Source organism: Parafrankia sp. FMc2 (genome assembly GCF_041008525.1).
Lineage (GTDB): Bacteria > Actinomycetota > Actinomycetes > Frankiales > Frankiaceae > Parafrankia.
In genome coordinates, this window is sequence record NZ_JBFLUG010000047.1 from 1 (window position 1) to 26,950 (window position 26,950).

The window sequence follows — 26,950 nt, forward strand, 5'->3', positions numbered from 1 at the left end:
CCTCCGTGACGGTACGTGACACTCCCACCGGGAACAGCCCGACGCGACGATGGCCCCGATCGTCTCGATCGAGGGTGTCGCCAACGCGCTGCGGGACGCCTGCGGCACGGACGCCAGCATCACCTGCCGCACCGTCTACAATGTCACGCACAGTAACTATCTTGCGTCGGGTGCCGAGGTGTTCCTCGGTACTCCCGTCAAGATTGTGCTGATTCTGCTGATCGCCGCGGTGGTGCGGGCGCTGCTGCACAGATTCATCCGGCGGGCTACTGGCCGCGCCGCCTCCGGGCGTAGCGGTGGGCCGTTGCGCGGCCTGCGCTCCAACACGCTGCTCGGTGCGTTCGGTGATCCGACCGTGCTGCTGGAACGGCGTCGCCAGCGCGCTGGAACCGTCGGTTCCCTGCTGCGCAGCGTGACATCCATCATTATTTTCGGGCTCGCTTTTCTGACGATCCTCGGCGAGATCGGGCTGAATCTCGCACCGATCGTCGCCAGCGCCGGTGTCCTCGGCATCGCGGTCGGTTTCGGCGCGCAGAATCTGGTGCGCGACTTCCTGTCGGGAACGTTCATGCTGCTGGAGGACCAGTACGGCGTCGGTGACGTGATCGATGTCGGGCCGGTCTCCGGCACCGTCGAGGCCGTGAGCCTGCGCATGACCAGGTTGCGCGACGTCGAGGGAACGGTCTGGTATGTCCGCAACGGTGAGATCACCCGGGTCGGGAACAAGAGCCAGCAGTGGGCCCGCGCCGTTCTCGACGTTCCGCTCGACTACGACACCGAGGTCGCGGCGGCCAAACGCATCCTGGTCACCACCGCCGACGAGCTGTGGAAGGACGACAAGTGGGCGAGCCTCATCCTGTCCGAACCCGAGGTCTGGGGCATGGAGACGATGACGGCCGACGGGTACACGCTGCGCATCGCGATCAAGACCCAGCCGCTCAAGCAGTGGGACGTGGCGCGCGAGCTGCGTGAGCGCGTCCGGTCGTCGCTGAGCACGGCGGGGATCGATCTGGGCACCGTGCAGCGCAGCGAGGTCGTCATGGTCGACGACGACGACGATCGGCCCGCCGAGGCGGAGGACGAGACCGGCGGCGTCCCGAGCCAGCCCGGTGGGGCGGGCCAGGGCGCCGGCGAGCAGTCGGCGCCGCGCCTCGACCCACCCGCGTCGGCTCCGTCCTCAGCCGGTGCTGCCTCGGCCGGTGCGTCGTCGGCCGGGGCGTCCGCGGGCTCCGGCGGCGGGCCGGGGGGAGGCGCCGGTTCCCGCTGATCGGGCCTGGTTCGGCCGGGTGCGGGCGGCCTGCCTGAAGCTGGGCTGAGGATCCCGCAAGGTCTTGCTGAGACGGGCCCCCGGAGCCTGGAACTGTCGGGGGCAGCAGGCAGACTGGAGCCGTGCGGGTACTGGTTGTGGACGACGACGACGCCGTCCGGGAGTCGTTGGAACGGTCGCTCCGTTTCGAGGGGTACGAGGTGCGCACCGCCACCGACGGTGTCGACGCCCTCGACGTCGTGAGCCGGGAGCAGCTGGACATCGTCGTGCTCGACGTGATGATGCCGCGGATGGACGGGCTGGAGACCTGCCGTCGGCTGCGGGCACGCGGCAACGACGTGCCCGTCCTGATGCTCACGGCCCGCGACGGGCTCGCCGACCGCGTCAGCGGTCTCGACGTCGGCGCCGACGACTACCTCGTCAAGCCGTTCGCGCTGGAGGAGCTGTTCGCCCGGCTGCGGGCACTGACCCGGCGGGCCGCGCTGGCAGCCCGCGCCGGCGCGGGCCGGGGCCTCGGGTTCGGCCCCGGTCAGGCGGACGACAGCACCGCCAACGAGCTGATGTACGCGGACGTCCGGCTCGACCCGGTGAGCCGCCAGGTGCTGCGGGGCTCCCGCGAGCTGACGCTGACCAAGACCGAGTTCGAGCTGCTCGAGCTGTTCCTCAGCCATCCGCGGCAGGTCCTCTCCCGATCGACGATCATGGAGAAGGTCTGGGGCTACGACTTCGGTCCGTCCTCGAACTCGCTGGAGGTGTTCGTGAGCTACCTGCGGCGCAAGCTCGAGGCTGACGGCGAGCCGCGCCTGCTGCACACCGTCCGCGGTGTCGGCTACGTCCTGCGTGAGCTTCCTGCTGACCGGGCGTGAACGCCGGGCCGCCCCGGGCGATCAGGCCGACTCGGGGGCCGAGGCCCGGCCGGGCGTGATCGGTACGGACGGGCAGGCCAACGCCGAGGCCCAGGGGCGGCGGGTGGGGCAGGCCGCCCGGTCACTGCCGGCGGCCCGGTGGGCGGGGCTGCGGCCCAGCCTCACCCTGCGGGCGCGGATGGCGCTGCTGGCCGGTGTCGCCGTCGCCGCGGCCGTCGCGGTGGTCGTCAGCGTCGCCCTCGGCGTCACCCGGATCGTGCTCAACCAGGCGATCGACGACCAGCTGGTCGAACAGGCCCGGGCTTCGGCCGGGAACCTGCAGGCCAGCGAGATCAGCGTGCGGGCACTGAACTTCGGCATGGAGGTGCAGTTCCTCGATGCCCGGGGCGTGCCGTTGGAGAGCGCCTTCCCGTCGCTGGAGAAGTTCGCGATCCCGGTCGACGTCCAGGACGCCGAGGTGGCTCAGGGGCTGCGTACGAAGAACCTGCACACGGTCACCGTCGACGGCGCGCGCTACCGGGTCGCCACCGTGCCGCTGCGCTACCCGCCGCCGCTCACCGGCACCGGCGCCCTTCAGTTCGCCCGGCCCACCGCGGACGTCGACCGCACGCTGCGTGACCTCGGCCTGGTGCTGTTCGTCGTCGGCCTGGTCGGCGTCGTCGGCTCGGTGATCGCGGGGCGGCTCGTCGCCCGGGGCTCGCTGAAGCCTGTCGACGCGGCCGCGGCGGCGGCGGAGGAGGTCGCGCGGACCCAGGACCTCTCCGCGCTCATCCCCGTCACCGGCTCCGACGAGATCGCCCGGCTCGCCACCAGCCTCAACAGCATGCTGCGGGCTCTGGAGGCCTCGCGGCTGCGGCAGCGCCAGCTTGTCGACGACGCCGCCCACGAGCTGCGTACGCCGCTGACCAGCCTGCGAACCAACATCGAGCTGCTGCTGAGAGCCGAGACGTCGACGAACCGGGCGCTGCCCACCGCCGACCGGGAGGCGCTGCTGCGCGACGTCGACGCCCAGATGCGCGAGCTGACCCACCTCGTCACCGAGGTCATCGAGCTGGCGCGGGACGAGGCCCCGACCGAGGAGGTGGAGCGGCTCGACCTGGCCCAGGTGGTGCGCTCCGCGGCGGAACGGGCCCGGCGGCGGGCGAAGGGCCGCAACATCCGCATCGAGGTGACCGCGGAGCCGTGCCTGGTCGACGGGCGGCCCAACCTGCTGGAACGCGCGGTCACCAACCTGCTCGACAACGCCGTCAAGTTCGGCCCCGAGTCGTCGACGGTGTGGGTGGCCTGCCGCGCCGGTGAGGTGACCGTCGCCGATGAGGGCCCCGGCATCGCCCCGGGTGACCGGACAAGGGTGTTCGAGCGCTTCTACCGGGCGACCTCGGCCCGTGGCAAGCCCGGCTCCGGGCTCGGCCTGGCGATCGTGGCGGACGCCGTGGCGATGCACGGCGGAACGGTCCAGGCCCAGGAGACGCCGGGCGGCGGGGCACTCCTGCGGCTGACCCTGCCGCTCGCCCCCGGCGCACCCAGCTGGCCCGATGCTGGTCAGAGCGATCCTCCCGCACCCGACTCGCCCTGGCGGCGCCCGCCGGCCCCCGCCGACCCGTCGGATCCGGGGCACCCCCGGCCTGGCTCCTCGCCCGGTTCTCCGACGGTCTGGGCGGGGCCGTCCACGGGCGACGGCGGCGGCCCGGTTCCTACCACACGGGGCCGAAAGGCCGACCGGTCCGGGGGGTCACGAACCCGGTCGGGGGAGCGGGCAGTATCGGGCCCGTGACGTCCGCGACCGAAGACCCACAGCACCCCGCCGGCTCCCGCCAGCCCGCCCCGCCCGCCGGCTCCGCAGGAGCGGGCCAGCCGTCCGCCGGAGCCTGGGCGCAGCTCGGCGATCTTGCGGAACTCGCCGCGGAGTTCGGTGTCGCGACGTCCTACGAGGGCCAGGACGGCGGGCTGGTCACAGTCGCCCCCGAGGCGGTCCGGGCTGTGCTCGCCCTGCTCGGCGTCGACCCCGCTGATCCGGCGCGGGCGCTCGCCGACGCCCGGGCCGCACGCTGGCGGCGGGTGCTGCCGAGCTGCGCCGTGCTCCGCGCCGCCGCCCCGGCCCCGGTCGAGGCGCACGTCCCGGCCGACGCTCCGGCGCCATCCGCGAGCGTGGAGCTTGCGGACGGCGGCACCGCGCCCGCCGTGGTCCGGCTGACCGGTGCCGAGGAGGTCGTCGACGGCCGGCTGGTGCGGGCCGCCTCCGTGGACATCCCGGCAGACCTGCCGCTGGGTGACCACCGCCTGCTGCTGCGCGCCGGTGCCACCGTGGCCCGGTGCGCGCTGATCGTCGTGCCGGACGCGGTGCCGGACGTCCTGCGGGACGGGGCCGGGGACCGGCGTGCCTGGGGCTGGATGATCCAGCTCTACGCGCTCGCCTCCGCGGGCTCCTGGGGGATCGGCGACTACGCCGACCTCGCGATGATCGCGCAGTGGTCCGGTCGGGACGGCGCGGATGTCCTGCTGGTGAACCCGCTGCATGCGGCGGCGCCGACGTTCCCCGTCGAGCCGTCGCCCTACTCGCCGTCGAGTCGCCGGTTCGTCTCGCCGCTGTACCTGCGTCCCGAACTGCTCCCGGAGTACGTCCACGCCTCCGCCGGGGTGCGGGCCGAGGTCGACGGGCTCGCGGAGCGGGCCCGCCGTGAGGGCATCCGCGACGGTCTGATCGACCGGGACGCGGTGTGGCGGGCGAAGCTGCCGGCGCTGGAGCTGCTGTTCACCGACCACCACGAGCCCGACGACGGGGCCACCGCCGCGCCGGCCCGCGGCAGCGGCCCGGACGGGGGACTGGCCGACTTCGCGCTCTGGTGCGCCCTGGCCGAGCGGCACGGGCGCGACTGGCGCACCTGGCCGGAGGAGCTGCGCGACCCGGCCGGGCCCGCCGTCGAGGTGGCCCGCGCCGAGCTCGCCGACCGCGTCGCGTTCCACGCCTGGCTGCAGCGGCGGTGCGACGACCAGCTGGCGGCCGCGCAGGCAACGGCCCGGGCGGCGGGAATGCGGGTCGGCATCGTCCACGATCTCGCGGTGGGCGTCGAGCCCGGTGGGGCCGATGCCTGGGCGATGCGCGGCGTGCTGGCCACCGGTGCCTCGGTGGGCGCGCCACCGGACGGGTTCAACCAGCAGGGCCAGGACTGGGGCCTGCCCCCGTGGCGGCCGACCGTGCTGGCGGAGAGCGGCTACGCCGCCTTCCGGGCGATGGTCCGCGCGGTCCTCGCGCGGGGCGGCGGGGTACGGGTGGATCACATCCTCGGCCTGTTCCGGCTGTGGTGGGTGCCGGGCGGCGCCGGCGCCGCCGCCGGGACGTTCGTCCGGTACGACGCGGCGGCGATGCTGGGGCTGCTCGCGCTGGAGGCCCGCCACGCCGGTGCCCTGATCGTCGGCGAGGACCTCGGCACCGTCGAGGACTCGGTGGCCGTGGCACTCGACCACGCCGGGATCTTCGGGTCGTCCGTCCTGTGGTTCGAGCGGTCCGATGACGGGGCGCCGCGCCATCCCGGCGAGTACCGGGTCCGGTCCATGGCGAGCGTCACCACGCACGACCTGCCGACCGCCGCCGGGTTCCTCGACGGCGAGCATGTGCGTGTGCGGGAGGAGCTCGGGCTGCTCGCCCGGTCGGGAGCGCAGGAGCGGGCGGCCTGGCTGGCCGAACGTGCCGACCTCCTGCGCCTGCTCGCCGACGAGGGCCTCCTCACGGCCGCCTCCGCAGACGCAGACGTAGAGACGGCGGCGGCGGCGGAGGCGGAGGTGGCGGAGGTGGGTGCGGTGCGGGCCAGGGATCTGCTCGCGCCCGCGGTGCGGGACGAGGCGGCGTTCGGGCTCCATGCGCTCCTCGGGCTGTCGCGGGCCCGGGTGGTGCTGCTCGCCCCCGGGGACGCGTTCGGTGACCCCCGCCAGCCGAACCTGCCGGGCACGGTCGACAGCTACCCGAACTGGCGGCTGCCGGTCGTCGACGGGGCGGGTGAACGGGTCACCGTCGAGCGGCTGCTCACCGACCCGCGGCCACGGCGCCTCATCACGGCCCTCGGGGAACTCGGGAAGCCCGGGAAGCCCGGGCCCGGGTCGCCCGAGCAGGGCGGGCCGCGGGCTGCCGACCCGGAGGCGGGCCACACTCCCCGGCGCCCCTGAACCGCTGTGGTGCCTGTCGCGGCGACGAGGCCGGGCCGGTCGGCAGCGGTGGCGAGCTACCTCGCACCCCTGGGAACGGACGGTGACACCGGTTCCCGGTACCCTTCCGATCGTGATTCCACGTCGTCCGCGCCGTACGTCTCGGCGGTCGGTCGCGGCCGGCGGCCTGTCCTCGACCTCCCGGTCGGGCCGACGGGTCGCTGCGCGCCGCGCGCTCACCGTCGCCGCGTTGTCCCTGTTCACGGTGCCCTTCCTGGCGGTCTCCGCGTCCGCACAGGATGTGGGTACCACCTACGACCCCGACCCGCTGTCGGCCGTCCACGCCTGGACGATCTACGGTGGCACGGTCGTCGGTGGTTTCCTGCTGGCGTACATCCTCACCGCGCTGACGAGCCGCCTGAGCCGTCCGTCGCGCTACCGCCCGGGTCAGCCATGGGAGCACGACACGACCTGGATCGGCGAGAAGCCGGAGGACCTTGACGAGAAGCGCTCGGGGGCCGCGCCGGGCGCGGGTGGTGCCAGTGGCAGCTGGTGAGGCCTTCACCCCCGAGCAGACCGACCGGCTCGAACGGGCCCGGCTCGCCGCGCAGAACTCCAGCGGCATCCGGTTCGCCGTCCGGGTCGGCCCGCTCGACGGCGATCCGGAGCTCGCCGCCGAACGGCTGCTGGGGAGCCTCGCTGACCCCGACCGCGACGAGGCCGTTCTGATCGCGGTCTCCCCGGGTCAGCGGTTCGTCCGGGTGGTCACCACCCCGGTCGCGAAGAAGCGCGTCAGCGATGCGGCGGCCGGCCTGGCCACCCTGGCGATGACCTCCAGCTTCGCGCTCGGTGACCTCGTCGGAGGGGTGATCACCGGGTTGCGGCAGCTCGCCGACGCGGCTGGCGCCCCGTCGATGCACGCGGCCACCCGCCGCTGAACCACGGCCACCCGCCGCTGAACCACGGCGGCCATGGTCGCGGCGGCACGTCGACCGTCGACCGACCGGTCACGCTGACCGGCCGGTCGGCGTGACCGGCCGCCGGCGGCCCGCTGTCAGCGGACCGCCGTCGACCGTGAGCAGCGAGAGCAGCAGAAGCGGGTCGTGACCGGTGCGGGGCTCAGCCGCGCGCCGCGCCGGCGGCGGTGTCCTTCGCCCGGGCGGCCAGCGCCCGCACCAGCCCGTCCCGGCCCTCCATCAGTGCCCGGCGCAGTGCCGGCACCGGCTCCCGCTCCGCCAGGTAGGTGTCGGTCCGGTCGACCGTGGCCTGCTCGATGACCCCGGACGGGAACAGCATCTGGGTGATCGTCTGTGCCGAGTCGAACGACCGCGTCTTCCAGATGCCGCCGATCTCGGTGAAGAACCGGTCGACGTACGGCCGGGTCAGCTCCTGCTGGTCGCTGATCCAGAAGCCGCTCATCGTCGCGACCGCCAGGTGGTTCGACAGCGTGTCCGAGTCCATCACCGCCGACCAGGCCGCGGCCTTGGCCTCGGCGGTCGGGCGGGCGCTGCGGGCGGCGGCGGCGCGCTTCTCCCCGGTCGCGGTGCTGTCGCGGGCAAGCTCCGCATCGATCTCGGCGTCGCCGAGGACGCCGCGGGCCACCAGCTGGGTCAGCAGCGTCCAGCGGAGCTCCGTGTCCAGCACCAGCCCGCCGATGACGTCCGAACCCTCGAAGATCGCCCGCAGCCGGGTGATCTGCTCCGGGTCCTCGGTCTGGGCGAAGGCGGTGGCGAAGACGAGCTGCAGGTCGCTGCCCGGCTCGGCGCCGCGCATCAGCTCCTCGGCCCGGGTGGTCAGCTCCAGCAGCGCCGCCGGCCGGTTCGCCGGGTCGCCGTAGCTGTCGACGGTCAGCGCCGCCTTGGCGACCAGTGACTGGACCACGCCGATGTCGTCCTCGGCGTCGATGCCGGAGAGCACGAGCCGCACGTAGTCGCGGGCGGCGAGCTCGGCGTCCCGGGTCATGTCCCAGGCCGCCGCCCAGCACAGGGTCCGCGGCAGGGAGGACGAGATCGTCCCGATCGACTCGGTGAGGGTGGCCAGCGAGCGCTCGTCGAGGCGCACCTTGGCGTAGGTGAGGTCGTCGTCGTTGAGCACGACCAGGTCGGGCTGGCGGACGCCGACGAGCTTCGCGACCTCGGTGGTCCCGCCGACGACGTCCAGCTCGACCCGCTCGCGGCGGACGAGGCGGCCCTGCCCGTCACGGTCGTACAGACCGATCGCGACCCGGTGCGGGCGCAGCGTGCGTGACGCGGTGGCGGGAGCGCTCGCCGGTTCCTGGAGGACCTCGAACGAGGTGAACAGGCCCGCGGCGTCCGTCGTGAAACGGGGGCGCAGCGTGTTCGCTCCGGTGGTCTCGAGCCAGTCCGCCGACCAGGGGGCCAGGTCTCGCCCGCTGGCCTTCTCCAGCTCGACGAGCAGGTCACGCAGCGAGGTGTTGCCGTACTCGTAGCGGCGGAAGTAGCTGCGCAGGCCGGCGAGGAACTCCTCCTGGCCCACCCAGGCGACGAGCTGCTTGAGGACGGAGGCGCCCTTGGCGTAGGTGATGCCGTCGAAGTTCGTGCGCACCGCGTCCATGTCGGGCGCGTCGGCGACGATCGGGTGGGTCGAGGAGAGCTGGTCCTGCCGGTACGCCCAGCCCTTCTCCGCGTTCGCGAAGGTCGTCCAGCCGTTGGTGAAACGGGTGGACGTCACCTGTGCCAGCACCGACATGTAGGTGGCGAACGACTCGTTCAGCCACAGGTCGTCCCACCACCGCATCGTGACCAGGTCGCCGAACCACATGTGGGCCATCTCGTGCAGGATCGTCTCGGCCCGCCGCTCGCGCCGCGCCTCGGTGACCTTCGCCCGGAAGACGTACTCCTCGAGGAAGGTCACGCAGCCGGCGTTCTCCATCGCGCCGGCGTTGAACTCGGGCACGAAGAGCTGGTCGTACTTGCCGAACGGGTACCGGTAGTCGAAGACCCGGTGGTAGAAGTCGAACCCCTGCTTCGTGATCTGGAAGATCTCGTCCGGGTCGAGGAACTCGGCGAGCGAGCGCCGGCAGTACACCCCGAGATCGATCCCGTCGTGGTGGTCACGCACCTCGTGGTAAGGCCCGGCGACCAGCGCGGTGATGTAGGTCGACATGACCGGGGACGGCGCGAAGGACGTCCGCGCGGCGCCGCCGGCAACATCCGCCGTGCCGGTGACGACGCTGTTGGAGATGACCTTCCAGTCCGCCGGCGCTGTCACCGCGAGGGTGAAGGTCGCCTTCAGGTCGGGCTGGTCGAAGCAGGTGTACATACGGTGCGCGTCATACGTCTCGAACTGGGTGTAGAGGTAGACGGCGCCGTCCACCGGGTCCACGAAGCGGTGCAGGCCCTCGCCGGTGCGGGAGTAGGCGCACTCGGCGACGACGCGCAGCTCGTTCGTCGCGGCCAGGTCGGGCAGTGTCACCCGCCATCCGTCGAACACCGCGGCCGGGTCGAGAGAACGGCCGTTGAGCACGATCTCCCGCACCGCGGGCGCGGCCAGCTCGACGAAGGTCGACGCGCCCGGCTCGGTGCAGGTGAACGAGGTGGTCGTGCTGGACAGGAAGGTCTCGTCACCGACCGTCAGGTCGAGCTCGACGCCGTAGGCGGAGACGGCCAGCAGGCGGGCGCGTTCGCGCGCCTCGTCGCGGGTGAGGTTGTGAGGCACCCGGATCCTTTCGCAGAAACGTCGCGGAATCGGCGGGCAACGGGCGGCGCGCTCGGTGTGCGTGGTGCCCTTGGTGTGTGGTGCCACTGGTATGCGTGGTGCCACTGTGATCCCGCCGCGCGAGCGCACGGGCATGACGTGACGTCGCGCACCAGTCTCCCACGCGGTCGCGTGGGCTCCGACCACGTCCGGGCTACGGGCAGCCGGCAGCCTGGGCGGCCGATGCGCCGGGTATCGCCCGCCTGTCTACGGAGCGTGCGTGTTCCAGACCTTGGTGGAACTGTGTCCGTCCCGTCGGGTTGGATGTCCGGAGGAGATGTCCCGACGTTCGTCAGCCGTCGGCAGTCGGCCATCAGCAACCGGCGCGCGCCGGAGCGAGGGGGTGGGCGGTGCGCCGGGTCGCAGGCCTGGGGCGGGTGCCCGTCCGCGGCCAGCGGGCGACCGGGAACGGGACGGAGTCCACCGTTCCCGCCTCGACCGCACGCCGTGCCGAGCAGCATGTCCCCGTGTCGCTGCGGGTCGCCTCCGCGTGGTCCTGGCGGCTGCTCGTCATCGGTGCCGCGGTCTACGTCATGGCCATGATCATCGGTAGGGTGCGGGTAGTCGTGATCCCGGTGATCGCCGGACTGCTCATCGCGGCCCTCATCCATCCCCTGGCGCACCGCTTCCAGCGGATGGGCATGCCCCGGCTGGGCGCGGCGTTCGCCTCGCTGCTGGTGTTCTTCCTGGTGGTGACGGGGGCCGGCGTCGCCGTCGGCTTCAACGCGGCCAACGAGATCCCGGCCGTCGCCGACCAGGTCAGCGAAGGCATCGACCAGATCCGCGACTACCTGACGGACGGGCCGTTCCACCTCTCCGAGGGGCAGATCGACGATCTCGTCGACGACATCCGCAAGAGCCTGACCGACAACCGCGGTCGGGTGGTCAACGGCGTGCTGTCGACCGCGTCGGTCGCCGCGGAGGTGCTGACGAGCATTCTCGTCGCGCTGTTCTCCACCTTCTTCTTCCTGTACGACGGTGAGCGGATCTGGAGCTGGATCGTCACCCGCTTCCCCGCCGGTGCGGAGGACCGGGTCCGCGGTGCCGGCCGGGAGGCCTGGTCCACCCTCACCGGCTACATCCGCGGGACGGTGTTCGTCGCCGCGGTCGACGCGGTCGGCATCACCGTCGGTCTGGTCGCGGTCGGAGCTCCGCTCGTGGCCCCGCTGGCGCTGCTCACGTTCTTCGGTGGCTTCATCCCGATCATCGGGGCGACCGTCGCCGGCGTCGCGGCCGTCCTCGTCACGCTCGTGTCGAACGGCTTCGGCGACTCGATGATCATTCTCGGGGTGGTGCTGGCGGTCCAGCAGATCGAGGGCCACCTGCTGCAGCCGCTGGTCATGAAGCGCGCGGTGCGGCTGCACCCGCTGGCCATCGTCATCGCGCTGTCGGCGGGTGGGGTGCTCGCCGGCATCCCCGGCGCGATCGCGGCCGTTCCCTTCGTCGCCGTGGTGAACCGGGTGGCGACATATCTCGCCGCGGAAGGGAAGGAACCACAGCCTGCGGATGGTTGACGCTGCACAGGGGCAGCGAGAGCGGCCGGTCTGTTTCGTCCGGCCTGTATCTGTCCGCCCGCGACGTTGACCGGCCAGCGATTCAGGAGATGCGATGACAGCCGACGCCACGATCTCGGCACGTGCCGCCACCGGTGATTCCCGCTCCGCCGGCGACGATCCGGTGGCCGAGGCGGACTTCTGGTTCGATCCGCTGTGTCCGTGGGCCTGGCTGACGTCCCGCTGGATGCTGGAGGTGGAGAAGGTCCGCCCCGTGCGCACCCGCTGGCACGTGATGAGCCTGGCGATCCTCAACGACGGGCGGGAGGTGCCCGAGGCGTACCGGGAGGCGATGCGGCAGGCGTGGGGCCCGGTGCGGGTCTGCATCGCCGCCGCGGCCACCGCCGGTGACGAGGTGCTGCTGCCGCTCTACACGGCGATCGGCCGCCGCCGGCACCTGGAGGAGGCGGAGCTCACCGAGGAGACCTTCGCCGCCGCGCTCACCGAGGTCGGTCTTGACCCCGCCCTCGCCGCGGCCGCCCACTCCACCGCATGGGACGAGCAGCTGCGCGCCAGCCACGAGGACGGCATCAGCCGGGTCGGCATGGACGTCGGCACTCCCGTGATCGCCGTGGCCGGCACCGCGTTCTTCGGGCCGGTCATCACTCCCACGCCGCGCGGTGAGGCCGCGGGCCGGCTCTGGGACGGCGTACTGCTCGTCGCCGAAACCCCTGGCTTCTACGAGCTCAAGCGCACCCGCGACCAGGGCCCGATCTTCGACTGATCCCGCAGAGGCCCGCCGAGGCCCGCCGAGGCCCTCCGGTCCCGTCGGGGCCGTCCGCCGCGCGGGGCCGAGGCCGCTGTGGCCCTGCGCGGCCTGGATGGCCGGCGGGGGAGGGCTTCGTCACCGGCGGTGCGGCGGTCGTCGGCGACCGGGCATGATGGCGCATCATGCGCGTCCATCTCGGTTCTGATCATGCTGGGTTCCACCTGAAGGAGGCGTTGCTCGCCCGCCTCGCGGAGCTCGGCCACACGCCCGTCGACCACGGGCCCGTCGAGTACGACCCCGACGACGACTACCCGCCGTTCGTGATGGCCGCCGCCGCCGCGGCCGCGGCGGAGCCCGACAGTCTCGGGATCGTCATCGGCGGTTCCGGCAACGGCGAGGTCATCGCCGCGAACAAGGTGGCCGGCGTGCGGGCGGCCCTGGTCTGGAGCGAGCAGACGGCAACTCTCGCCCGCCAGCACAACGACGCGAACGTCATCAGCGTCGGTGCCCGGATGCACTCCGTGCCCGAGGCGACCGGACTGGTGGAGGTTTTCCTCGCCACCCCGTTCAGCGACGAACAGCGACACCTGCGCCGGATCCGGATGATCTCGGCCTACGAGCGTTCCGGTGAGCTTCCGGGCGTGTCCCCGTCCACATCGGCGTCCTGACCGCTCCGATCGGCGTCCTGACCGCCTCGCCGGGAGGCACCTCGCCGGGAGCGCCCGGCCCGGCCGGTCTGCCCGCCTCGGGCCGATCTCCCGTCGCTCCCCTCGCTCCCGTCAGTTCCGTTGCTGCCGCGGTTCTCGTCGCCGTCGCGTGCACGGGCGTCCGCACGACGCCGGCCTGGTCGCGAGAGCGGCGCTGTGGGGGCATCCCGGGGCGGCTGCGGCTGTTCCTCCGCGGCCGGCTCGGACGCCGGCGGGGCCGGGTGGGCATGGCGCAGCACGACAGTCTCCTCGGCCCAGGCGAGGTCCTCCTCGGTAAGGCGTGACACGTCCCGGGCGCGCATCGCGGCACTGAGGCTGAGCCGCGAGCGGCCCCCGCCGACCAGCCCGCGCAGCATCGCGTCCGCGCGGTGCTGCTCGTCGCGTGGCATGGGCCTCCCTTTCCGCTCCGGGGACCGGCACCGGCTGCGGCGGCAGCGCCGACCACCGCCACCTGCCGACACTATCCGTGACTGCCTGGCGAATGGCCGGGTCGCACCGACGGTGCTACGGCCCTCTTCCACGGTGACCGGTGCGCGACCCGCGGAGTACTCGATGGTGCCATTCCGTCGCCGTGGTGACGACCTGCATTTCTGCCCGCCGGGGACCCCCCGCGCAACCCTCGGGGACGTCTAGGAGAATTGCTGGTGGCGGCATGTCCCGGCAGCCTTCCCGGGGCGCCGCGACGGCCCGCCCGGACTGGCGTCGGTACTGCTTCGGACGGCGTTCGGGCCCCGGGCCGGCGGGTTGCGGGCGGCCCACCCGCTGGCGGGTCGTGCCAGTGTCTACGTCAAGAATGCCAACGGGCCCTCGACGCCGATGGCCGCCAGGCCTGTCCCCGCCAGGCGACAGGTCGAGAGCTCTCGGGAGGTGCCTATGGCGATGCGTAGCAGGGAGGCTTCTTTGGGTGCGGAATTCCCGGTCCCGCTGTTGCCGACGAACAAAGTGCAGCCTGCCCGCGGAGTTGGTCACCAGGGCCTTCCGTATGCTGAATGTCAACTCGCGGTGGATGTTGTCCAGGCGTGGCCGGTAACCGAGCGACCCGGCGGTTCTTGGGTGTGCAACCCGTGCTAAGACGGGAGGAAGTTGACAGTCATCGCAACTCCCCCGAAACTCGGCGATTCAGACTGGTCGCCACGGACAGGAACCATCCGATGAGGCTCCGGTCATCGCACCTGCCGTCGCTGCCGAGGGGTGAGTAGTGGATCGCGTGCCCGTGAGCATCATCATTCCTGCCTACAACGAGGGACTTCGGCTGCCGGAGTCGCTGCCGCGCCTGCTGGCGTCCGTGGGCCGGATCGAGATGGCCGAGGTGATCGTCGTCGACGACGGCAGCACCGACGGCACCGCCTGCGTCGCCGAGGACCTGCTCGGCGGTGACCCGCACCACCGGGTCATCCGGCTGCCCTGGAACTGCGGCAAGGGCACCGCCGTCCGGGCCGGTGTGTCCGCGGCCCGTGGCCAGGCCATCGTGTTCATGGACGCCGACGGCGCCTCCGACCTCAACGACCTGCCGCTGCTGCTCGCCGCGCTCGAGCACGCGGAGGTCGCGCTCGGCTCGCGCCGTATCGGCGCCGGCGTGACCAGGACCAGCGGCCGGAAGGCCGGGAGCTGGGCCTTCAACCAGCTCACCCGTTCGCTGGTCGCGCTGGATGTCGCCGACACCCAGTGCGGGTTCAAGGCCTTCCGCCATGCCGAAGCCAAGATCCTGTTCAGCCTGACCCGGTCGACCGGGTTCGGGTTCGACGTCGAGGTGCTCTCGATCGCGCGTTCGATGGGTTACCGCATCGCCGAGGTGCCGGTGCGCTGGAGCGAGACGCCCGGAGGCACGTTCCGGATGTCCCGGCACACCCCGGCGATGCTGGTGGATGTCGTGCGGGCCCGCCGGTACCGCAACCGGGCCGGCCTGCCACCGGTGCCCGACGGCCGGCAGCGTCTCGGCGAGCTGAGCGTGATCGACGCCTCCGAGCTCCTCGGGCGCCCGGTCACCCCACGGCCTGTCGAGCCCGGCGGGCAGCTGCTGCCGTCGCAGCCGTCGGGGGTGCTGCCTGACCGGTCTGCCGCCCCGGCTGAGAGGCCGCCCGCCGCCGCTTCGGCCGCGCTGCCGCCTGCTGCTCCACCTACCGCTGCTCCACCTACCGCTGCTCCGGCCGCTCCCACGGTCGCGCTGCCGGCCGCTTCGGCGACTCCGGCCGCGCTGCCGGCGGCTCCGGCGACTGCCGCTCCCACGGCCGCCACCCTGGGCGTCAGGTCGCCCGCTGTGGCGACCGGGCCAGTAATGCCCGCCGCGGGTGGGGTGGCCGCAGGGGGTCTGGCGCGGGCGTCCGGCTGGTTGATCCCGCCGGGCACCCTTGAGGAGATCCCCGGTCCCTACTCCTCGTGATCGTAGCCCTGGTCGCGATCGCCGCCGTGCCGACGCGTCTGGTACGCATGAGGCCACGGAAGGCGGACACCGTGCGATCGCCACGACCGCACCGGCCAGCCGGCACCGGGGGGTTGGCACCGGCCAGGCCGGTCTCCACGCACCGTCCGTGACGCTGTATGAAGGTCGGATCCGTCCCGACCATCGCCTGGAGCTTCCTATTTCTCCGATCCCGGCCGGTAGCGCCGTCCGGCCAGGTCTGCTCGACCCGGCGGGCGGCCCCGGACCCGCAGAGCCCCGCGGTCGCCGTACCCCCGCGTTTCCCGCCCGCGGGCGGGGCCGTTCGCGCCCCGACGCGGGGCGTCCGGGAAGCCAACGGGCGTCCCGCTGGTCACTGACCGTGATGTTCGCTGGTTTCTTCGCGCTGTTCCTGCTCCAGGCGCCCGGCAAGCTCACCGCCGACACCAAGATGGACGTCGCGCTCGAGCCGTGGCAGTTCATGAAGGCCGCCACCCACCTGTGGAACTCGACGTCCGACTTCGGCTACCTGCCGAACCAGTACGCCGGCTACCTGTTTCCGATGGGCCCGTTCTTCGGGCTCGGTAACCTGCTCGGTGTCCCGCCGTGGATCAGCCAGCGGCTGTGGATGGCGATCCTGCTCACGCTGGCGGCGTGGGGGACCGTCCGGCTCGCCGAGGTGCTCGGGATCGGCGGCCGCGCCTCCCGCATCCTCGCCGGCGTCAGCTACGCCCTGTCGCCGATGTTCCTCGGCAAGATCGGCGCATCCTCGGTCGCGCTGGCCGGCGCGGCGATGCTGCCCTGGATGGTCATCCCGCTGATCCTCGCGCTGCGCCCCGACGGGGCCGGCGGCATCGACACCGGCCACCGGGACGACGGTGGCGGGCGGGCGCGGGAACTGACCCGTGACCGGCCCTCGCCGCGCCGCGCCGCGGCCCTGTCCGGGCTCGCCGTGCTCGGCACCGGCGGCGTGAACGCGACCGTGACTCTCTGTGTTCTGCTGTGCCCGGCTGTGCTGCTGGTGTTCGCCGGCGGCAGCCGCCGTGCGTGGGCGCTGCGGGGCTGGTGGTGCCTGGGCGTGGTACTGGCCACCGCCTGGTGGGTGCTCTCCCTCGCCGTGCAGGGCCGCTACGGGATCAACTTCCTGCCGTTCACCGAGACCGCGCGGACGACCACCTCGACGACCTCGGTCGGGGAGGCGCTGCGTGGCGCCGCGGACTGGATGGCCTACCTCGAGCTGCCCACCCCCTGGCTGCCCGCCGCCCGGGAGTACGTGTCCAACGCCGCCCCGATCGTCGCCTCGGCGGCCGTGACCGCGTTCGGCCTGGCCGGCCTGACCCGGCGTGACCTGCCCGCCCGCCGCTTCCTGCTGGTCAGCCTCGCTGTCGGCGTGGTGGCGATCTCCTCCTCCTATTCCGGCAGCCCCGGCAGCCCGTTCGCGGACGGGCTGCGTGCCCTGCTCACCGAGCCGTTCGGGTTCCTGCGCAATGTCTACAAGTTCCAGCCGGTCGTCCGGCTGCCGCTGGCCCTCGGGCTGGCACACCTGCTCGCCGTGGCCCTGGCCTGGCGGCCGAGCCGGTCCCGGGCCGAGGCCGAGGCCGATGCCGGGTCGGGTGCCGGGGTCGGGGACCCGGCCGGCGCCGGTGCCGGTGGCGGTTCCTCCGCCGCGGGCCGGACGGCGGCGGCCCGCCGGCAGGCCGTGCGGGTCCTGGTCACCCTGGTCACGGTGGCGACACTCATCGTCGCCATGCTGCCCCTGCTGCAGGGCAAGGGCCTGCAGCCCCGGCCGTTCACAAACGTTCCGGAGTACTGGGCGCAGGCGGCGGACTGGCTGGCCGACCACCCCGAGAACGGGCGCACACTGGTTCTTCCCGGCGCGCCGTTCGCCGAGTACAAGTGGGGGCGCCCGCTCGACGAGCCACTGCAGTGGCTCGCCAGCTCACCCTGGGCCGTGCGCAGCCTCATCCCGCTCGGCAGTGTGGGCACCACCCGGCTCATGGACGGCCTCGAGGAGATGATGGCCACCGGCAGCACCCCGGGGCTGTCGGCCACCCTGGCCCGTGCCGGGGTCGGCATGGTGCTCGTCCGCAACGACGTCGAGATCAAGGACTGGGACATCCCCCCGTCCACCGATCAGCTGCACCGCTCGTTGCAGAGCTCGGGCCTGCAGCATGTCGCCTCGTTCGGCCCCGCCACGGAGGCCCGCACCGGCTCCAAGGCACGGCTGATCGAGACCCTGCGCCGCTCCGAGGAGCGGGTACCGGCGCTGGAGATCTGGGCGGTTCCCGGCGGCGCCAGCCTGGTCCAGGCCTACCCGCGCGACACCGGCGTCGTCGTCTCCGGCGGGCCGGAGGCGACCGTCCAGCTCGCTGACCAGGGCCTGATCGGCGCGGACCGCGCCGTCGTCCTCGCCAGCGACCTCGCCGAGGCAGACCAGGTCTCCGCCGTCGCCGGCGAGAACAGCACGACCAGCCTGGCACCCATCGCCGACCCGCCACCCGCCTCCGAGGTCATCACCCCGACGACCGCCCTGGCGGTGACCGACACCAACACCCGGCGTGACTTCACCTTCGGGATCATCCACGACGCCACCTCCTACCTGCTGGGCCCGCAGGAGAACGTCGCCGGGAAGACGACGCCGCCCACCCAGTGGACGGACCGGCCGACCGCCGGCCACCAGACCGTCGCCGGCTTCGCCGACGGGATGTCCGTCACCGCCTCGTCCTACGGCTACGAGCTGCTCGCCGCCCCCGACTTCGCCCCACAGGCGGCCGTCGACGGTCAGACCTCGACGTCCTGGACGGCCCTGCGTCGCGGCGGTGGCACCTCACAGGGCGAGTGGATCCAGCTCGATGTCGGCCGGGAGCTCGCCGCGCCCTACCTCGACATCCGGCTGCTGGCCGAAGGCGACTGGCGTCCGCAGGTGCACGCGCTGCGCGTCACCACCGAACGGGGCTCCGTCGTGACCTCCACCCGTCCGATCGAGGACATCCAGCGCCTCGCCGTGCCGCCGGGGGAGACCCGCTGGTTCCGGATCACCCTGGAGAAGGTGACCAACGAGGACGACCCGTCGCTCGGCGCCGGCCTGCGCGAGATCGAGATCCCCGGCGCGAGCTTCCACCGGTACGCGCAGACGCCGTCCGATCTGACGAGCACGTTCGAGTCCCTGAGCCAGGGCATCGTCGCCTACTCGTTCGAGCGTTACGGGGGCGACCCGCTGCAGCCCTTCGGCGGCTGGGAGGAACTCGGTTTCGGTCGCCGGTTCGAATCCCCGCGTCAGATGACCTTCACCCTCAAAGGCACCGGCACCGCCCTGCCGCCGCCGGCCGGCTCCGCCGTCAGCACATCCAACGAGCCGCTGGTCATCCCCTGCGGGCAGGGCCCGTCGCTGATCATCGATGGTGTCCGGCACGATCTGGAGGTCTCCGGCGTCTACAGCAGCATCGCCACGGGCAAGCCGTTCCAGCTGAAGCTGTGCACCGACAACAGCCGGATCACCCTCGGCGCGGGAACGCACATGCTGTCGGTCGACCTCGGTGCCTCGACGATGGTCGTCGACTCGATCAGCATGGTCGGTGAGAGCGCCGCCGTGAGCACCGAAAAGCCCCGGACGACGACGATCGGGCACTGGGGCTCCGAGCTGCGCACCGTCGAGATCGGCGCCGGCGCCGCCTCCTTCGTCTCGGTGCGGGAGAACGCGAACGCCTCCTGGACGGCGACGCTGAACGGCGCGGAGCTCACCGCGGTGCGCATCGACGGCTGGGCGCAGGGCTGGATCGTCCCCGAGGGCCAGGGCGGGACGATCGTCATCGAGAACCATCCCGGCCAGGCCTTCCGCCGCAACCTTCTCATCGGGCTCGGGCTGGTGCTCGTCCTCGTCGCGGGCGCTGTCGTCCCGGACTCCGTCGGCGCCGCGCGCCGGCGTCAACGTCAGGAGCGTAGGGGCCGCGCCGGTCCTGCCGACCGCTTCACTTTCACTGACCGCATCGCCCGCCTCGGCCCCGCCCGGCTGCCCGGGATGCGGTCGCTGGGGCGCCTGCGGCTGCCGACGCTGTGGGTGGGCCTGGTGTTGGCGACCCTGGCGGTCTTCCTGGTCGCCGGACTGGTCGCGCTGGCCGTGCCGGTGATCGTTCTGCTCGGTCGGCGGCTGGGCTGGTTGCCGGGCCTGCTGGCACTGGTCGGCATGGTCGGCTCCGGGATCGTGGTGTCGACCGTTCCGAGCGCCATGCCGTTCTCGGGCGAGGGCGCGTTCAGCTGGCTGGCCCAGGCTCTGGGCGCGCTCGCCTTCGCCGCGACGATCTCCGCCCTCGCCCTGCGCCACGCAGCCCCGTCCCGCCCCACGGGCGCGGAACCACCGGCCGCACCCGCCGAGGCGCCTTCCGAGACTCTGCCCGGCGCGGAGACCTTGCCGCTTTCGAGGCCCAGCCACTCCCACCGCCGCGGCGGCACGATCGCCGACTGACACGATCGCCGACTGAACTGAAAGGACAGGCGGATGTCCCTTCCGGGGAAAGGCATGCCTCGCACCGAGTCAGCGACCACCACCTGGAAGCGGCGTCCCCTGGTGCTTGACGAGGAGATCATCCTCGCCTCGGAGCGTCGCGGCTCACCCCTCACCGTCGGCGTCCTCGCCGAACCGGAGGCGGCCCGAAAGTGGTGCCGAGTTTGAGCACGTGCCCAACATCTCGGAGGACAATGCTGTGGGGCGTCCGACAGCGGGCGCGAGCGGTTCTGCCCCGTCCAACGGGCGACTGCCGGGTGGCTCGGTAGGCGATGTCCCGCCGCCGGGACGCGGTCGGCCCAGCCCTCCCGAGAGCACGATCACCGACTGAACGGAAGAGGTGGATGGATGTCCTCGCTGAGCAAGGGCGCACCGGAGCCGCCCGCCCGGCCAGGATGACCATGGGCGTCGGGAACCGCCGGAGCCCGCAACCGCAGCGCGGCGAGATCGGGGCGCCGGCCGGCCACCCGCACCACGGCGGTGAGCTGAATGGCCATGAGTCGAACACCCGTGAGTCGAAGCGTCATGCGTCGCCGGGTCGTATCCGTGGCCCCGGCGGCGGTGCGGGTGATGGTGACGGTGGGGGCCGGGCCGCCGTCCGGGCGGCGGCCCGGCCCGGTGGCGGGGACGCCGCGGCGGCCTGGCGGCCGAAGGCCGGAAGACGGCGGGCCCTGACCCTCGACGAGGCACTGATTGTCGCGTCGGACCGAAAACGGTCGCCGCTCACCGTCGGCGTGATCGCGGAGACGGACGCCGCGATCCATCCGGTGGGCCTGCGCCATTCGCTGGAGCGGGCCCTGCGCGACCATCCGATCGCCAGAGCACGGCTGGCAGGTGGGGTGGGCACACCGTCATCCTGGGATTTCTCGGCGGACCCGGACATGACATCGGATCTCATCTATGAGATCCACACTGCGTCCCTGGATGAGGCGGGAGCCGAGCGGGCGATCTGGCGTGCGGTGGAATCCCTGTGCTCCCGGCCCTTCGACCTGCGGGCACTACCGCCCATTCGCCTGCTGCTCGCGCACCGGCCGGCGGGCGACGTCGTCGGCCTCGTCGCGCACCATGTGGCGCTGGACGGGATGAGCGTCCTCACCCTCCTCCAGGAGATCGTCGCTGGCTGCGCGGCAGATCACACCATCCCGGACGTGGTCGGTGGACGAGCGCCGCAGCGATCGGCGGCTCCGCGTCAGCGGCTGGCGAACGAGCGCCAGCAGCCGGCGGCTCCGCTCCAGCGGTACTGTCAAGCCGGGCCCTCCCGCCGTCCGCCGGCACAGGCCACGGACGCCGGCGCGCCACTCGGGGCCGGGGCGGCGACCACCGGCCCACCGATCCGCCGCCGGGCAGTGCCACACCTCGCGCCGTGCGGTCCGAGCCATGCGCAGGGGTATGGCGTGCACCCCGTCGACCTGCCCGTGCCGCCTCCCATGCCGCTGGCGGACGGACGGCGGATGACGGTGAACGACCTGCTGATCGCGGCCGCACACCTGGCGGTGGAGCGCTGGAACGCCGAGAACGGCCGCCCGAGCGGCAGGGTGCTCGTCCGCATGCCGATCGCGAGGAGGCCACCGGATCCGGAGGGGGCGCGGGAGCTGGGTAACCGGTCGGGCCAGGTCATGATCAGCTCGTCCGCCGCCGAGCGTACGGTGCCGGGCCTTCTCGCCGCGGCCGTGGTGGAGCAGACCCTCGCCGCCAAACGGAATCCGACCGGCTGGGCGGGTGACGGTCTCACCGTCGCGGTGCGGACCGTGATGACGGCCGTGCCGCGATCGCTGCGGACCACCGTCCTGCGCTGCGTCGCGGCGATGGCCCGCCCGTTCCTCGCGCCGAGCGTGGCGGTCAGCAACATCAGCCGGGTCGACGGCCTCCGGTTCGCTCCGGAGGGCACCGTGCGGATCACCGGCCTGTCCTTCATCGGCACCACCGGGATGCCGCAGGGTCTTCTCATCTGCGTCGCCGGCAACGGCGATCGTCTCCGCCTGACCTTCTGCCACCACCGGCGCCTGTTCGACCCCGCCGGGATGGCCCGGTTCGTGGAGATCTTCCAGGAGAGCCTGACCGGCCTGATCACCACGCTGCGTCCCGAGTCCTCCTGAGCCGCCGGATCCGGCCGGGCTCCGGACATTTCGCGATCGTGGATGACTGTTCGCCCGCCGGCGCGCGAGCGGTGGTCGAGACGGCATGGACACAGGCGTGCCCACGCCGTGGGCGTCACAGGAAACAGTCGGAGATTATTCCGACTGTTTCCTGCGGGTCGCAGCTGCTTTTTCTCGGGGGTTTAACTCTCGGGTCGAGGAAATCTTTAATCCGCCGCAGGAGCCCTCTGACCATGGGTCGTCCGACCAGATGTTCACCGCAGATTCGTGCCCTCGCCGTGGCCAGAGTCGCCCGGATCCGGCCGGACCAGCGATCCGGCTGGCAGACCATGAAGATCGTTGCCGCGGAGCTCGGGGTAAGCGCGGAGACGCTGCGTGGCTGGGTGCGCCAGGCGGAGATGGCGAGGAGCCAGGACCACCGCTGGGACCACGCGGACCTGACGGAGCTGCGCCGGCTGCGGGAGGAGAACGCCAGGCTGTGGCAGGTGCTGGATCTCACGCTCCGAGAAGCCGGTGCTGTCGGCATGGCCCACGGGGCCACCCATCAGGTGAGCGCGGGGGCCGACGGGATCGGCGTCGGCTCGCTCGTCGGTGCGGTGTCAGAGCAGGCGGAGCCGGTGCTCGGCGACGCCGACCGACAGTCGCTTTCCCCCGGTGAGGGTGATCGTGTCGGATTCGATGCCGTCGCCGAAGTCCACAAGGAGTTCGGACTCGGCTCATAGCTCGACGCGCGCCGAGGCGGGGAGCAGGCCTTCGACCATGGTGCCGGTGGCCGGTGGCCGGTGGCCGGTGGCCGGTGACGGCCAGGCCTCCCGCGCGAACCAGACCAGGCTGGGAACTTCGGGATGGGGCAGATCCAGCTGGCGGTCGCGCTGGTGCCACACCGAGCGGCACGAGCCGCCGCAGCCGGTTCCGGTCCCGACCAGCAGCCCGGACGGTGCTGTCGCTCTTGGCGGACGGTGCCGGTGTGGTCGGGGTCGGGCGCGCACCCCGCTGTCCGGGTGCCCGGCCAAGGGCAGAAGGACATCAGCGGCAGCCGCGGCGGTCGGCGCGACACTGCCGGCCAGACCATCGGCGCCGACCAGCGCCCGTGCCGCGACCCGGCAGGCGGCCAGAACCCGCTGGACTGGGCCAACCAGCCGCATTGCCAGGCGAGACCCACCCCGATCTGCCGGCCCGGCTGGCACCGGGTTCCGGGCAGACCCTCATCGTGACGTATCCGCCCCGCCGACCTTTGTGATCCCGCAGTGCGGGCCACCGCTGCGCTGCATCGGCGACTCCGAGAACGCCGCGTCCCCCAGTCCGGCCGCCACGCGCTCCGGAGGCTGGCCCGGCGAACTGACAGCCGAGCCGTCCACCGCGTGACTCACCGCTGTCACCGGCGGATTCTTCATCGGCCTCCCCGACTGGCCGCGGGTTGCCGCGGATGTTCTGGTCGGCCCTTCTCGGCTGTTGGACCGTTGCCTTAGCGCACCTGTTCAGTCGCCCTGATTCTCTGTCGATCGAACCGGCCGGGACCGGTTATCGATGCGCCGGTGAGGACTTCACCCAGGCCGGGGAGCGGATTCGATCAGCCCGTGTCGTCGACGATCACCTGGAGATCGAGCCGGCCGACGGAACGCGGGCGATGGCCGTATCGTACCGACTCGGGCGCCACCTGAGGCACCTGCGACCCCTTACCGCGTGCCGGATCCTCATGGTCGGCAGGGCCTGGCGGGTACCGCGGACCCTGACCGACGGGGCGCGACCGAGGGGATGACCGGGTGTACTATCCCGCCAAGCTATCGCAGTGGCCGGTAGTCGCTTGATGCTTGGCCGTCGCGCGGGTGGCTGGCCGGATTTCCCTGGGCGACATAACAGAGAGGTACGACTCAGATGAAAGTCTCGAGCGTCGTCGCCGGGTTGATTCCCGATCGCGCCTTCGGGGACGCCATCGCGTTGGCGCACCGCAGGTTCGAGCCGGTACTCGGCCAGATTCGATCCCTGGTGGCTCCGGGCCAGACGGTGATCGACGTGGGGGGATGGTATGGTCCATGGACCTTCTGGCTCTCGCGCATCGCGCATTCCGTGGTGACCGTCGAAGCCAACCCGGAACTCGCGGCGTTCATTGCCCGTGTGGCCTCCCCCAACGTCACCGTGATTGCCAAGGCGGCCTCCGACGAAGCCGGGACGGCCAAGCTGTCCCTCCCCGAGGGAGGGCGTGGTACTGAGGGTCGGGCGTCCCTCGGGCCCCTCCCGGGCGGACGGTCCATCGTTGTCGAGACCTTTCGCCTCGACAGCCTCGAGCTCGACGACGTCGGACTCATCAAGATCGATGTCGAGGGCCATGAGCTGGCCGCGCTGCGCGGCGCCGAGGGCATCATCCAGAAATGGCGCCCGAACCTGCTGGTCGAGATCGAAGAGGCCCGGTCTCCTGCTGCTCCCACCATCGAGTACCTCCATGACTTCGGATACAAGGGCCTGGTGCTGGTGGGCGGCCGTTGGATTCCGCTTGCCGACTTCGATCTGCTCGGACATCAGAAGGCGATGAGCGGGCAGGCCGAACATGGCTATCTACGGGCTGTGATCGACGGCTCGGGAGCCAAATTTGTTAACAACATCCTCTTCCGGTACCCGCGGGGACGGTTCGACGACTGAAGCCGATACCGCCGCGCTGGTCCGCCCCGTTGCCCGGTGCGGCGGAGACGGGGTCGCTGATGGCAGCCCGGGTCGACCATGGGTGTTGTCCCTGCCGGACCGGTTACCGTCAGGGACGGACCGTGCGGTGTTGTTCGAGTAGGTTGATCCCGCGCTCGGCCGCACGCCGGGCCTTGTGGGCCTCGCGGTCGAACGCGGGCGGCCGGCCGCCCCGCGACGTCCTTTCTGGCCCTTCCACCGGTGGCGGCCGAGCCTCTCGCCGGATTCGACGAATCGACTCCGGCCGTCCAGTGTCAGCGGACCGCCGAGCCGCCCGATTCGCGATCACCGACTACATCGAGATCTTCTGTAACCGGCAACGGCTCCATTCCGCGCTCGGCTATTGCACCCCCGACCGCATGGAGTGCGCTTCCAACGGAGCGAAGATGCCCACGGCAGAAGCGGTGTAATGCTGATGTGGTTTCCGCTACACAGATTTCCGAGGAACGGGATACACCTCAGCCGAGTGATCCGGTGGGCGCGTTCCGGTGGTTCGCGGGGTCAGCCGAGGGTGGGCGGGTGTGCCACCGCGACCAGGAGGTCCTCGCCGGTGGCCGGGCGTGGGCGGCTGGCCGGGCGCAGCCCGCGCCGGGCCAGCGCTGTGCGCGCGCCGGTGTTGTCGGCGCCGTAGAAGAGGGCGGCGAAACGCCGCGTCCGCGGGCCACCGCTGGTTTCCGCCCCGCCGCCGGGCTCGGCCCCGTCGTCGGGCGCGGTCCGCGGGGGCAGCTCGAACAGCAGGTCGGTGCGCCGCAGCTCGGGCAGCGCGGCGGTGTCGGCCAGCTCGAACTCGACCAGGGTCAGCTGGTCGTCGGGGCGCCGCCGGTCGCGGGCTGGTCGGCGCTCGGCGCCCGGCGCCCGGTGGGCCGGGCGTGGCGCGCCGACGCGCCGACGGCCGCGGGTCGTGGTGGGGGGCTCGCCCAGCCCGCCGGGCGCCGTCGATCCGGCGCCGCCGAGGCGGTCGAGCTCGGAGGCGATGATCCCGGCGAGCAGGTCGGCGCTGGTGTCCCAGCTGAACCCGCCCGCCCAGGCCCGGGCCGCCCCACGGATGGTCATCGCCTGCCTGGTGTCGGCGAGCTGGGCCAACGCGCCCGCGATGGTGTCGCCGAGCCGCGCTGGTTCGTCCACCAGCCAGCCGGTGACTCCGTCACGGACGGAGTCCCGCAGCCCCGGCACCCGGAAGGCGACGGCGGGCACCCCCAGGCCGTTCGCCTCCAGCACCGACAGCCCCCAGCCTTCCCCGTGGGACGGGTTCACCGTCAGCCAGGCTGAGGCGAGCACGGCGTCGCGCACCTCGGCCGCGGCGAAGCCGTGCCATCGGATGGTCGCGTCCGAGGCGCCGTCGCCCTGGGTGAGCATCAGCCGCGCGGCGATGTCGGCGAGGCGGGCGCGGTCCGGCCCGTCGCCGACGAAGTGCACGGACAGGTCCGGGTGCGTCCGCAGCAGCGCCGGGAGGGTCTCGATCAGCAGGTGCAGGCGCTTGTGCGGGACGAGCCGCCCGACGCACACGATGGTCGGCCTGGCCGCCCGGCCGGTGAGATCGTCGCCCGCCCGCCCCGTCTGTGTCGCCTGGTCTGCCTGGCTCGCGTCCGTGGCGTCCATGGCGTCCATGGCGTCCGTCGTCTCCGGGTGGCCGGGAACCATCACGCCGTTGGGGACGAGGAAGCGGGCACCGGGCAGGGCCAGCACGCCGCGGGCCTCGTCCCGGGTGGACGGAGAGACCACAGCTACCGGCCGCCGCCGGTAGACCCACCGGCTGCCCGGGGCCTCCAGGAGCTGGCCGACCCGGGCCACCGGGCTCGGGAAGTACAGCGGGAACTGCTTCTGGTGCACGTGGTGGAGGACCTGCACGACAGGGACGCGGGCGGGCAGCACGAGCGGGCTGAAGAAGGGGATGCCGTTCTGGCAGTCGACGACCGCGTCGAGGCCGTCGGTGGAGCGCGCCATCCGCGCGAGCCGGGCCAGGACCGATGGGTACACCCCGAAGGTGCCACCGCCGCGGCGGACGGCGACACCGTCGACCACCGTCCGCGCCGCGGCGCCCGGGGGGCGGGACGTGAGCAGTGTGACGCGGACACCGGCCGCGGCGAAACGCTCGGCGATCGAGTGACAGAACAGCTCGGCGCCGCCGGCCTGTGGGTGGGCGCTGTCCCGCCAGTTGAGAAAGACCAGGTGCCGGCCTGCCAGCGCCCGGACGGGCCGCGGTGTGGCTGTCGTCACCAGTTGACTCCCGTCGCCTGTTCTGTCATCGCCTGTTCTGCGCGTCCTTGGCCGAGAAAGCTACTCATGGCCCGGGGAGCCCGCGGCGTCGGTACCGGGGGCCGTGCCGTCCGGTCGCCGTCCC

The 26,950-nt window shown here is 72.5% G+C and carries 19 protein-coding genes and 1 pseudogene; 16 read left to right on the top strand and 4 right to left on the bottom strand.

The features are described 5' to 3' along the window. Positions 1–49: 49 nt before the first annotated feature. From AB1460_RS17780 to AB1460_RS17805, 6 genes are all read left to right on the top strand, one after another. Positions 50–1,267 carry a mechanosensitive ion channel family protein gene (locus tag AB1460_RS17780; RefSeq protein ID WP_368962625.1) on the top strand — a complete coding sequence of 406 codons (1,218 nt, stop codon included), beginning with the start codon at positions 50–52 and terminating at the stop codon, positions 1,265–1,267. 122 nt (positions 1,268–1,389) lie between these two features. Next, on the top strand, positions 1,390–2,133 hold the full coding sequence (locus AB1460_RS17785; protein ID WP_368962626.1) for a response regulator transcription factor: 744 nt from the start codon (positions 1,390–1,392) through the stop codon (positions 2,131–2,133). Further along, positions 2,108–3,907, top strand: a complete 1,800-nt coding sequence (locus AB1460_RS17790; RefSeq protein WP_368962627.1) for a sensor histidine kinase — start codon at positions 2,108–2,110, stop codon at positions 3,905–3,907. The genes AB1460_RS17785 and AB1460_RS17790 overlap by 26 nt, the downstream gene beginning before the upstream one ends. Then, the gene (gene malQ / locus AB1460_RS17795) at positions 3,904–6,294 is read left to right on the top strand and encodes a 4-alpha-glucanotransferase (protein ID WP_368962628.1); all 2,391 of its coding nucleotides are present in this window, start codon (positions 3,904–3,906) and stop codon (positions 6,292–6,294) included. The genes AB1460_RS17790 and malQ overlap by 4 nt, the downstream gene beginning before the upstream one ends. 82 nt (positions 6,295–6,376) lie before the next feature. Then, positions 6,377–6,829 (top strand): hypothetical protein, encoded by a 453-nt coding sequence (locus AB1460_RS17800; protein WP_071084621.1) that lies wholly within the window; start codon positions 6,377–6,379, stop codon positions 6,827–6,829. Continuing rightward, positions 6,816–7,211, top strand: a complete 396-nt coding sequence (locus tag AB1460_RS17805; RefSeq protein ID WP_368962630.1) for a DUF5130 family protein — start codon at positions 6,816–6,818, stop codon at positions 7,209–7,211. The genes AB1460_RS17800 and AB1460_RS17805 overlap by 14 nt, the downstream gene beginning before the upstream one ends. Positions 7,212–7,392: 181 nt before the next feature. Here the strand turns inward: AB1460_RS17805 and pepN are convergent, their stop codons facing one another. Then, positions 7,393–9,951 carry an aminopeptidase N gene (pepN, locus tag AB1460_RS17810; protein ID WP_368962631.1) on the bottom strand — a complete coding sequence of 853 codons (2,559 nt, stop codon included), beginning with the start codon at positions 9,949–9,951 and terminating at the stop codon, positions 7,393–7,395. A gap of 389 nt (positions 9,952–10,340) precedes the next feature. Between pepN and AB1460_RS17815 the strand changes: the two genes are divergently transcribed. The 3 genes from AB1460_RS17815 to AB1460_RS17825 all read left to right on the top strand — a co-directional run bounded on the left by AB1460_RS17815 (position 10,341) and on the right by AB1460_RS17825 (position 12,920). Then, entirely contained in the window at positions 10,341–11,504 is a 1,164-nt protein-coding gene (locus tag AB1460_RS17815; protein ID WP_368962632.1) for an AI-2E family transporter, read from the top strand. Positions 11,505–11,598: 94 nt separating this feature from the next. After that, positions 11,599–12,267, top strand: a complete 669-nt coding sequence (locus AB1460_RS17820; RefSeq protein ID WP_368962633.1) for a disulfide bond formation protein DsbA — start codon at positions 11,599–11,601, stop codon at positions 12,265–12,267. Between the two features lie 167 nt (positions 12,268–12,434). Further along, the gene (locus AB1460_RS17825) at positions 12,435–12,920 is read left to right on the top strand and encodes a ribose-5-phosphate isomerase (RefSeq protein ID WP_071084611.1); all 486 of its coding nucleotides are present in this window, start codon (positions 12,435–12,437) and stop codon (positions 12,918–12,920) included. On the opposite strand, the gene AB1460_RS17830 is transcribed toward AB1460_RS17825, so the two are convergent. Continuing rightward, positions 12,866–13,348 carry a hypothetical protein gene (locus AB1460_RS17830; RefSeq protein WP_368962635.1) on the bottom strand — a complete coding sequence of 161 codons (483 nt, stop codon included), beginning with the start codon at positions 13,346–13,348 and terminating at the stop codon, positions 12,866–12,868. The two genes, AB1460_RS17825 and AB1460_RS17830, sit on opposite strands and share 55 nt — an antisense overlap. 824 nt (positions 13,349–14,172) lie before the next feature. Here AB1460_RS17830 and AB1460_RS17835 point away from each other — a divergent pair. From AB1460_RS17835 to AB1460_RS17855, 5 genes are all read left to right on the top strand, one after another. Beyond that, positions 14,173–15,339, top strand: coding sequence for a dolichyl-phosphate beta-glucosyltransferase (locus AB1460_RS17835; protein ID WP_368962637.1), 1,167 nt, complete (start codon positions 14,173–14,175; stop codon positions 15,337–15,339). 382 nt (positions 15,340–15,721) lie between these two features. Further along, on the top strand, positions 15,722–19,798 hold the full coding sequence (locus tag AB1460_RS17840) for an alpha-(1->3)-arabinofuranosyltransferase domain-containing protein (RefSeq protein WP_368962679.1): 4,077 nt from the start codon (positions 15,722–15,724) through the stop codon (positions 19,796–19,798). Between the two features lie 33 nt (positions 19,799–19,831). Then, the gene (locus AB1460_RS17845; RefSeq protein WP_368962639.1) at positions 19,832–20,005 is read left to right on the top strand and encodes a hypothetical protein; all 174 of its coding nucleotides are present in this window, start codon (positions 19,832–19,834) and stop codon (positions 20,003–20,005) included. 176 nt (positions 20,006–20,181) lie between these two features. Then, entirely contained in the window at positions 20,182–21,933 is a 1,752-nt protein-coding gene (locus AB1460_RS17850) for a chromosome condensation protein (RefSeq protein WP_368962641.1), read from the top strand. Between the two features lie 233 nt (positions 21,934–22,166). Next, positions 22,167–22,655 carry a transposase gene (locus tag AB1460_RS17855; protein WP_368962642.1) on the top strand — a complete coding sequence of 163 codons (489 nt, stop codon included), beginning with the start codon at positions 22,167–22,169 and terminating at the stop codon, positions 22,653–22,655. On the opposite strand, the gene AB1460_RS17860 is transcribed toward AB1460_RS17855, so the two are convergent. After that, on the bottom strand, positions 22,650–23,078 hold the full coding sequence (locus AB1460_RS17860) for a hypothetical protein (protein ID WP_368962644.1): 429 nt from the start codon (positions 23,076–23,078) through the stop codon (positions 22,650–22,652). The two genes, AB1460_RS17855 and AB1460_RS17860, sit on opposite strands and share 6 nt — an antisense overlap. Before the next feature lie 730 nt (positions 23,079–23,808). Between AB1460_RS17860 and AB1460_RS17865 the strand changes: the two genes are divergently transcribed. After that, a complete protein-coding gene (locus tag AB1460_RS17865; RefSeq protein WP_368962646.1) occupies positions 23,809–24,570 on the top strand; it encodes an FkbM family methyltransferase in 762 nt (253 codons plus the stop codon). A gap of 302 nt (positions 24,571–24,872) precedes the next feature. Beyond that, positions 24,873–25,019, top strand: a pseudogene (locus AB1460_RS17875) (IS3 family transposase); the annotation flags it as partial. Between the two features lie 91 nt (positions 25,020–25,110). Here AB1460_RS17875 and AB1460_RS17880 read toward each other — a convergent pair. After that, the gene (locus tag AB1460_RS17880; protein ID WP_368962647.1) at positions 25,111–26,826 is read right to left on the bottom strand and encodes a glycosyltransferase family 4 protein; all 1,716 of its coding nucleotides are present in this window, start codon (positions 26,824–26,826) and stop codon (positions 25,111–25,113) included. Positions 26,827–26,950: the final 124 nt, after the last annotated feature.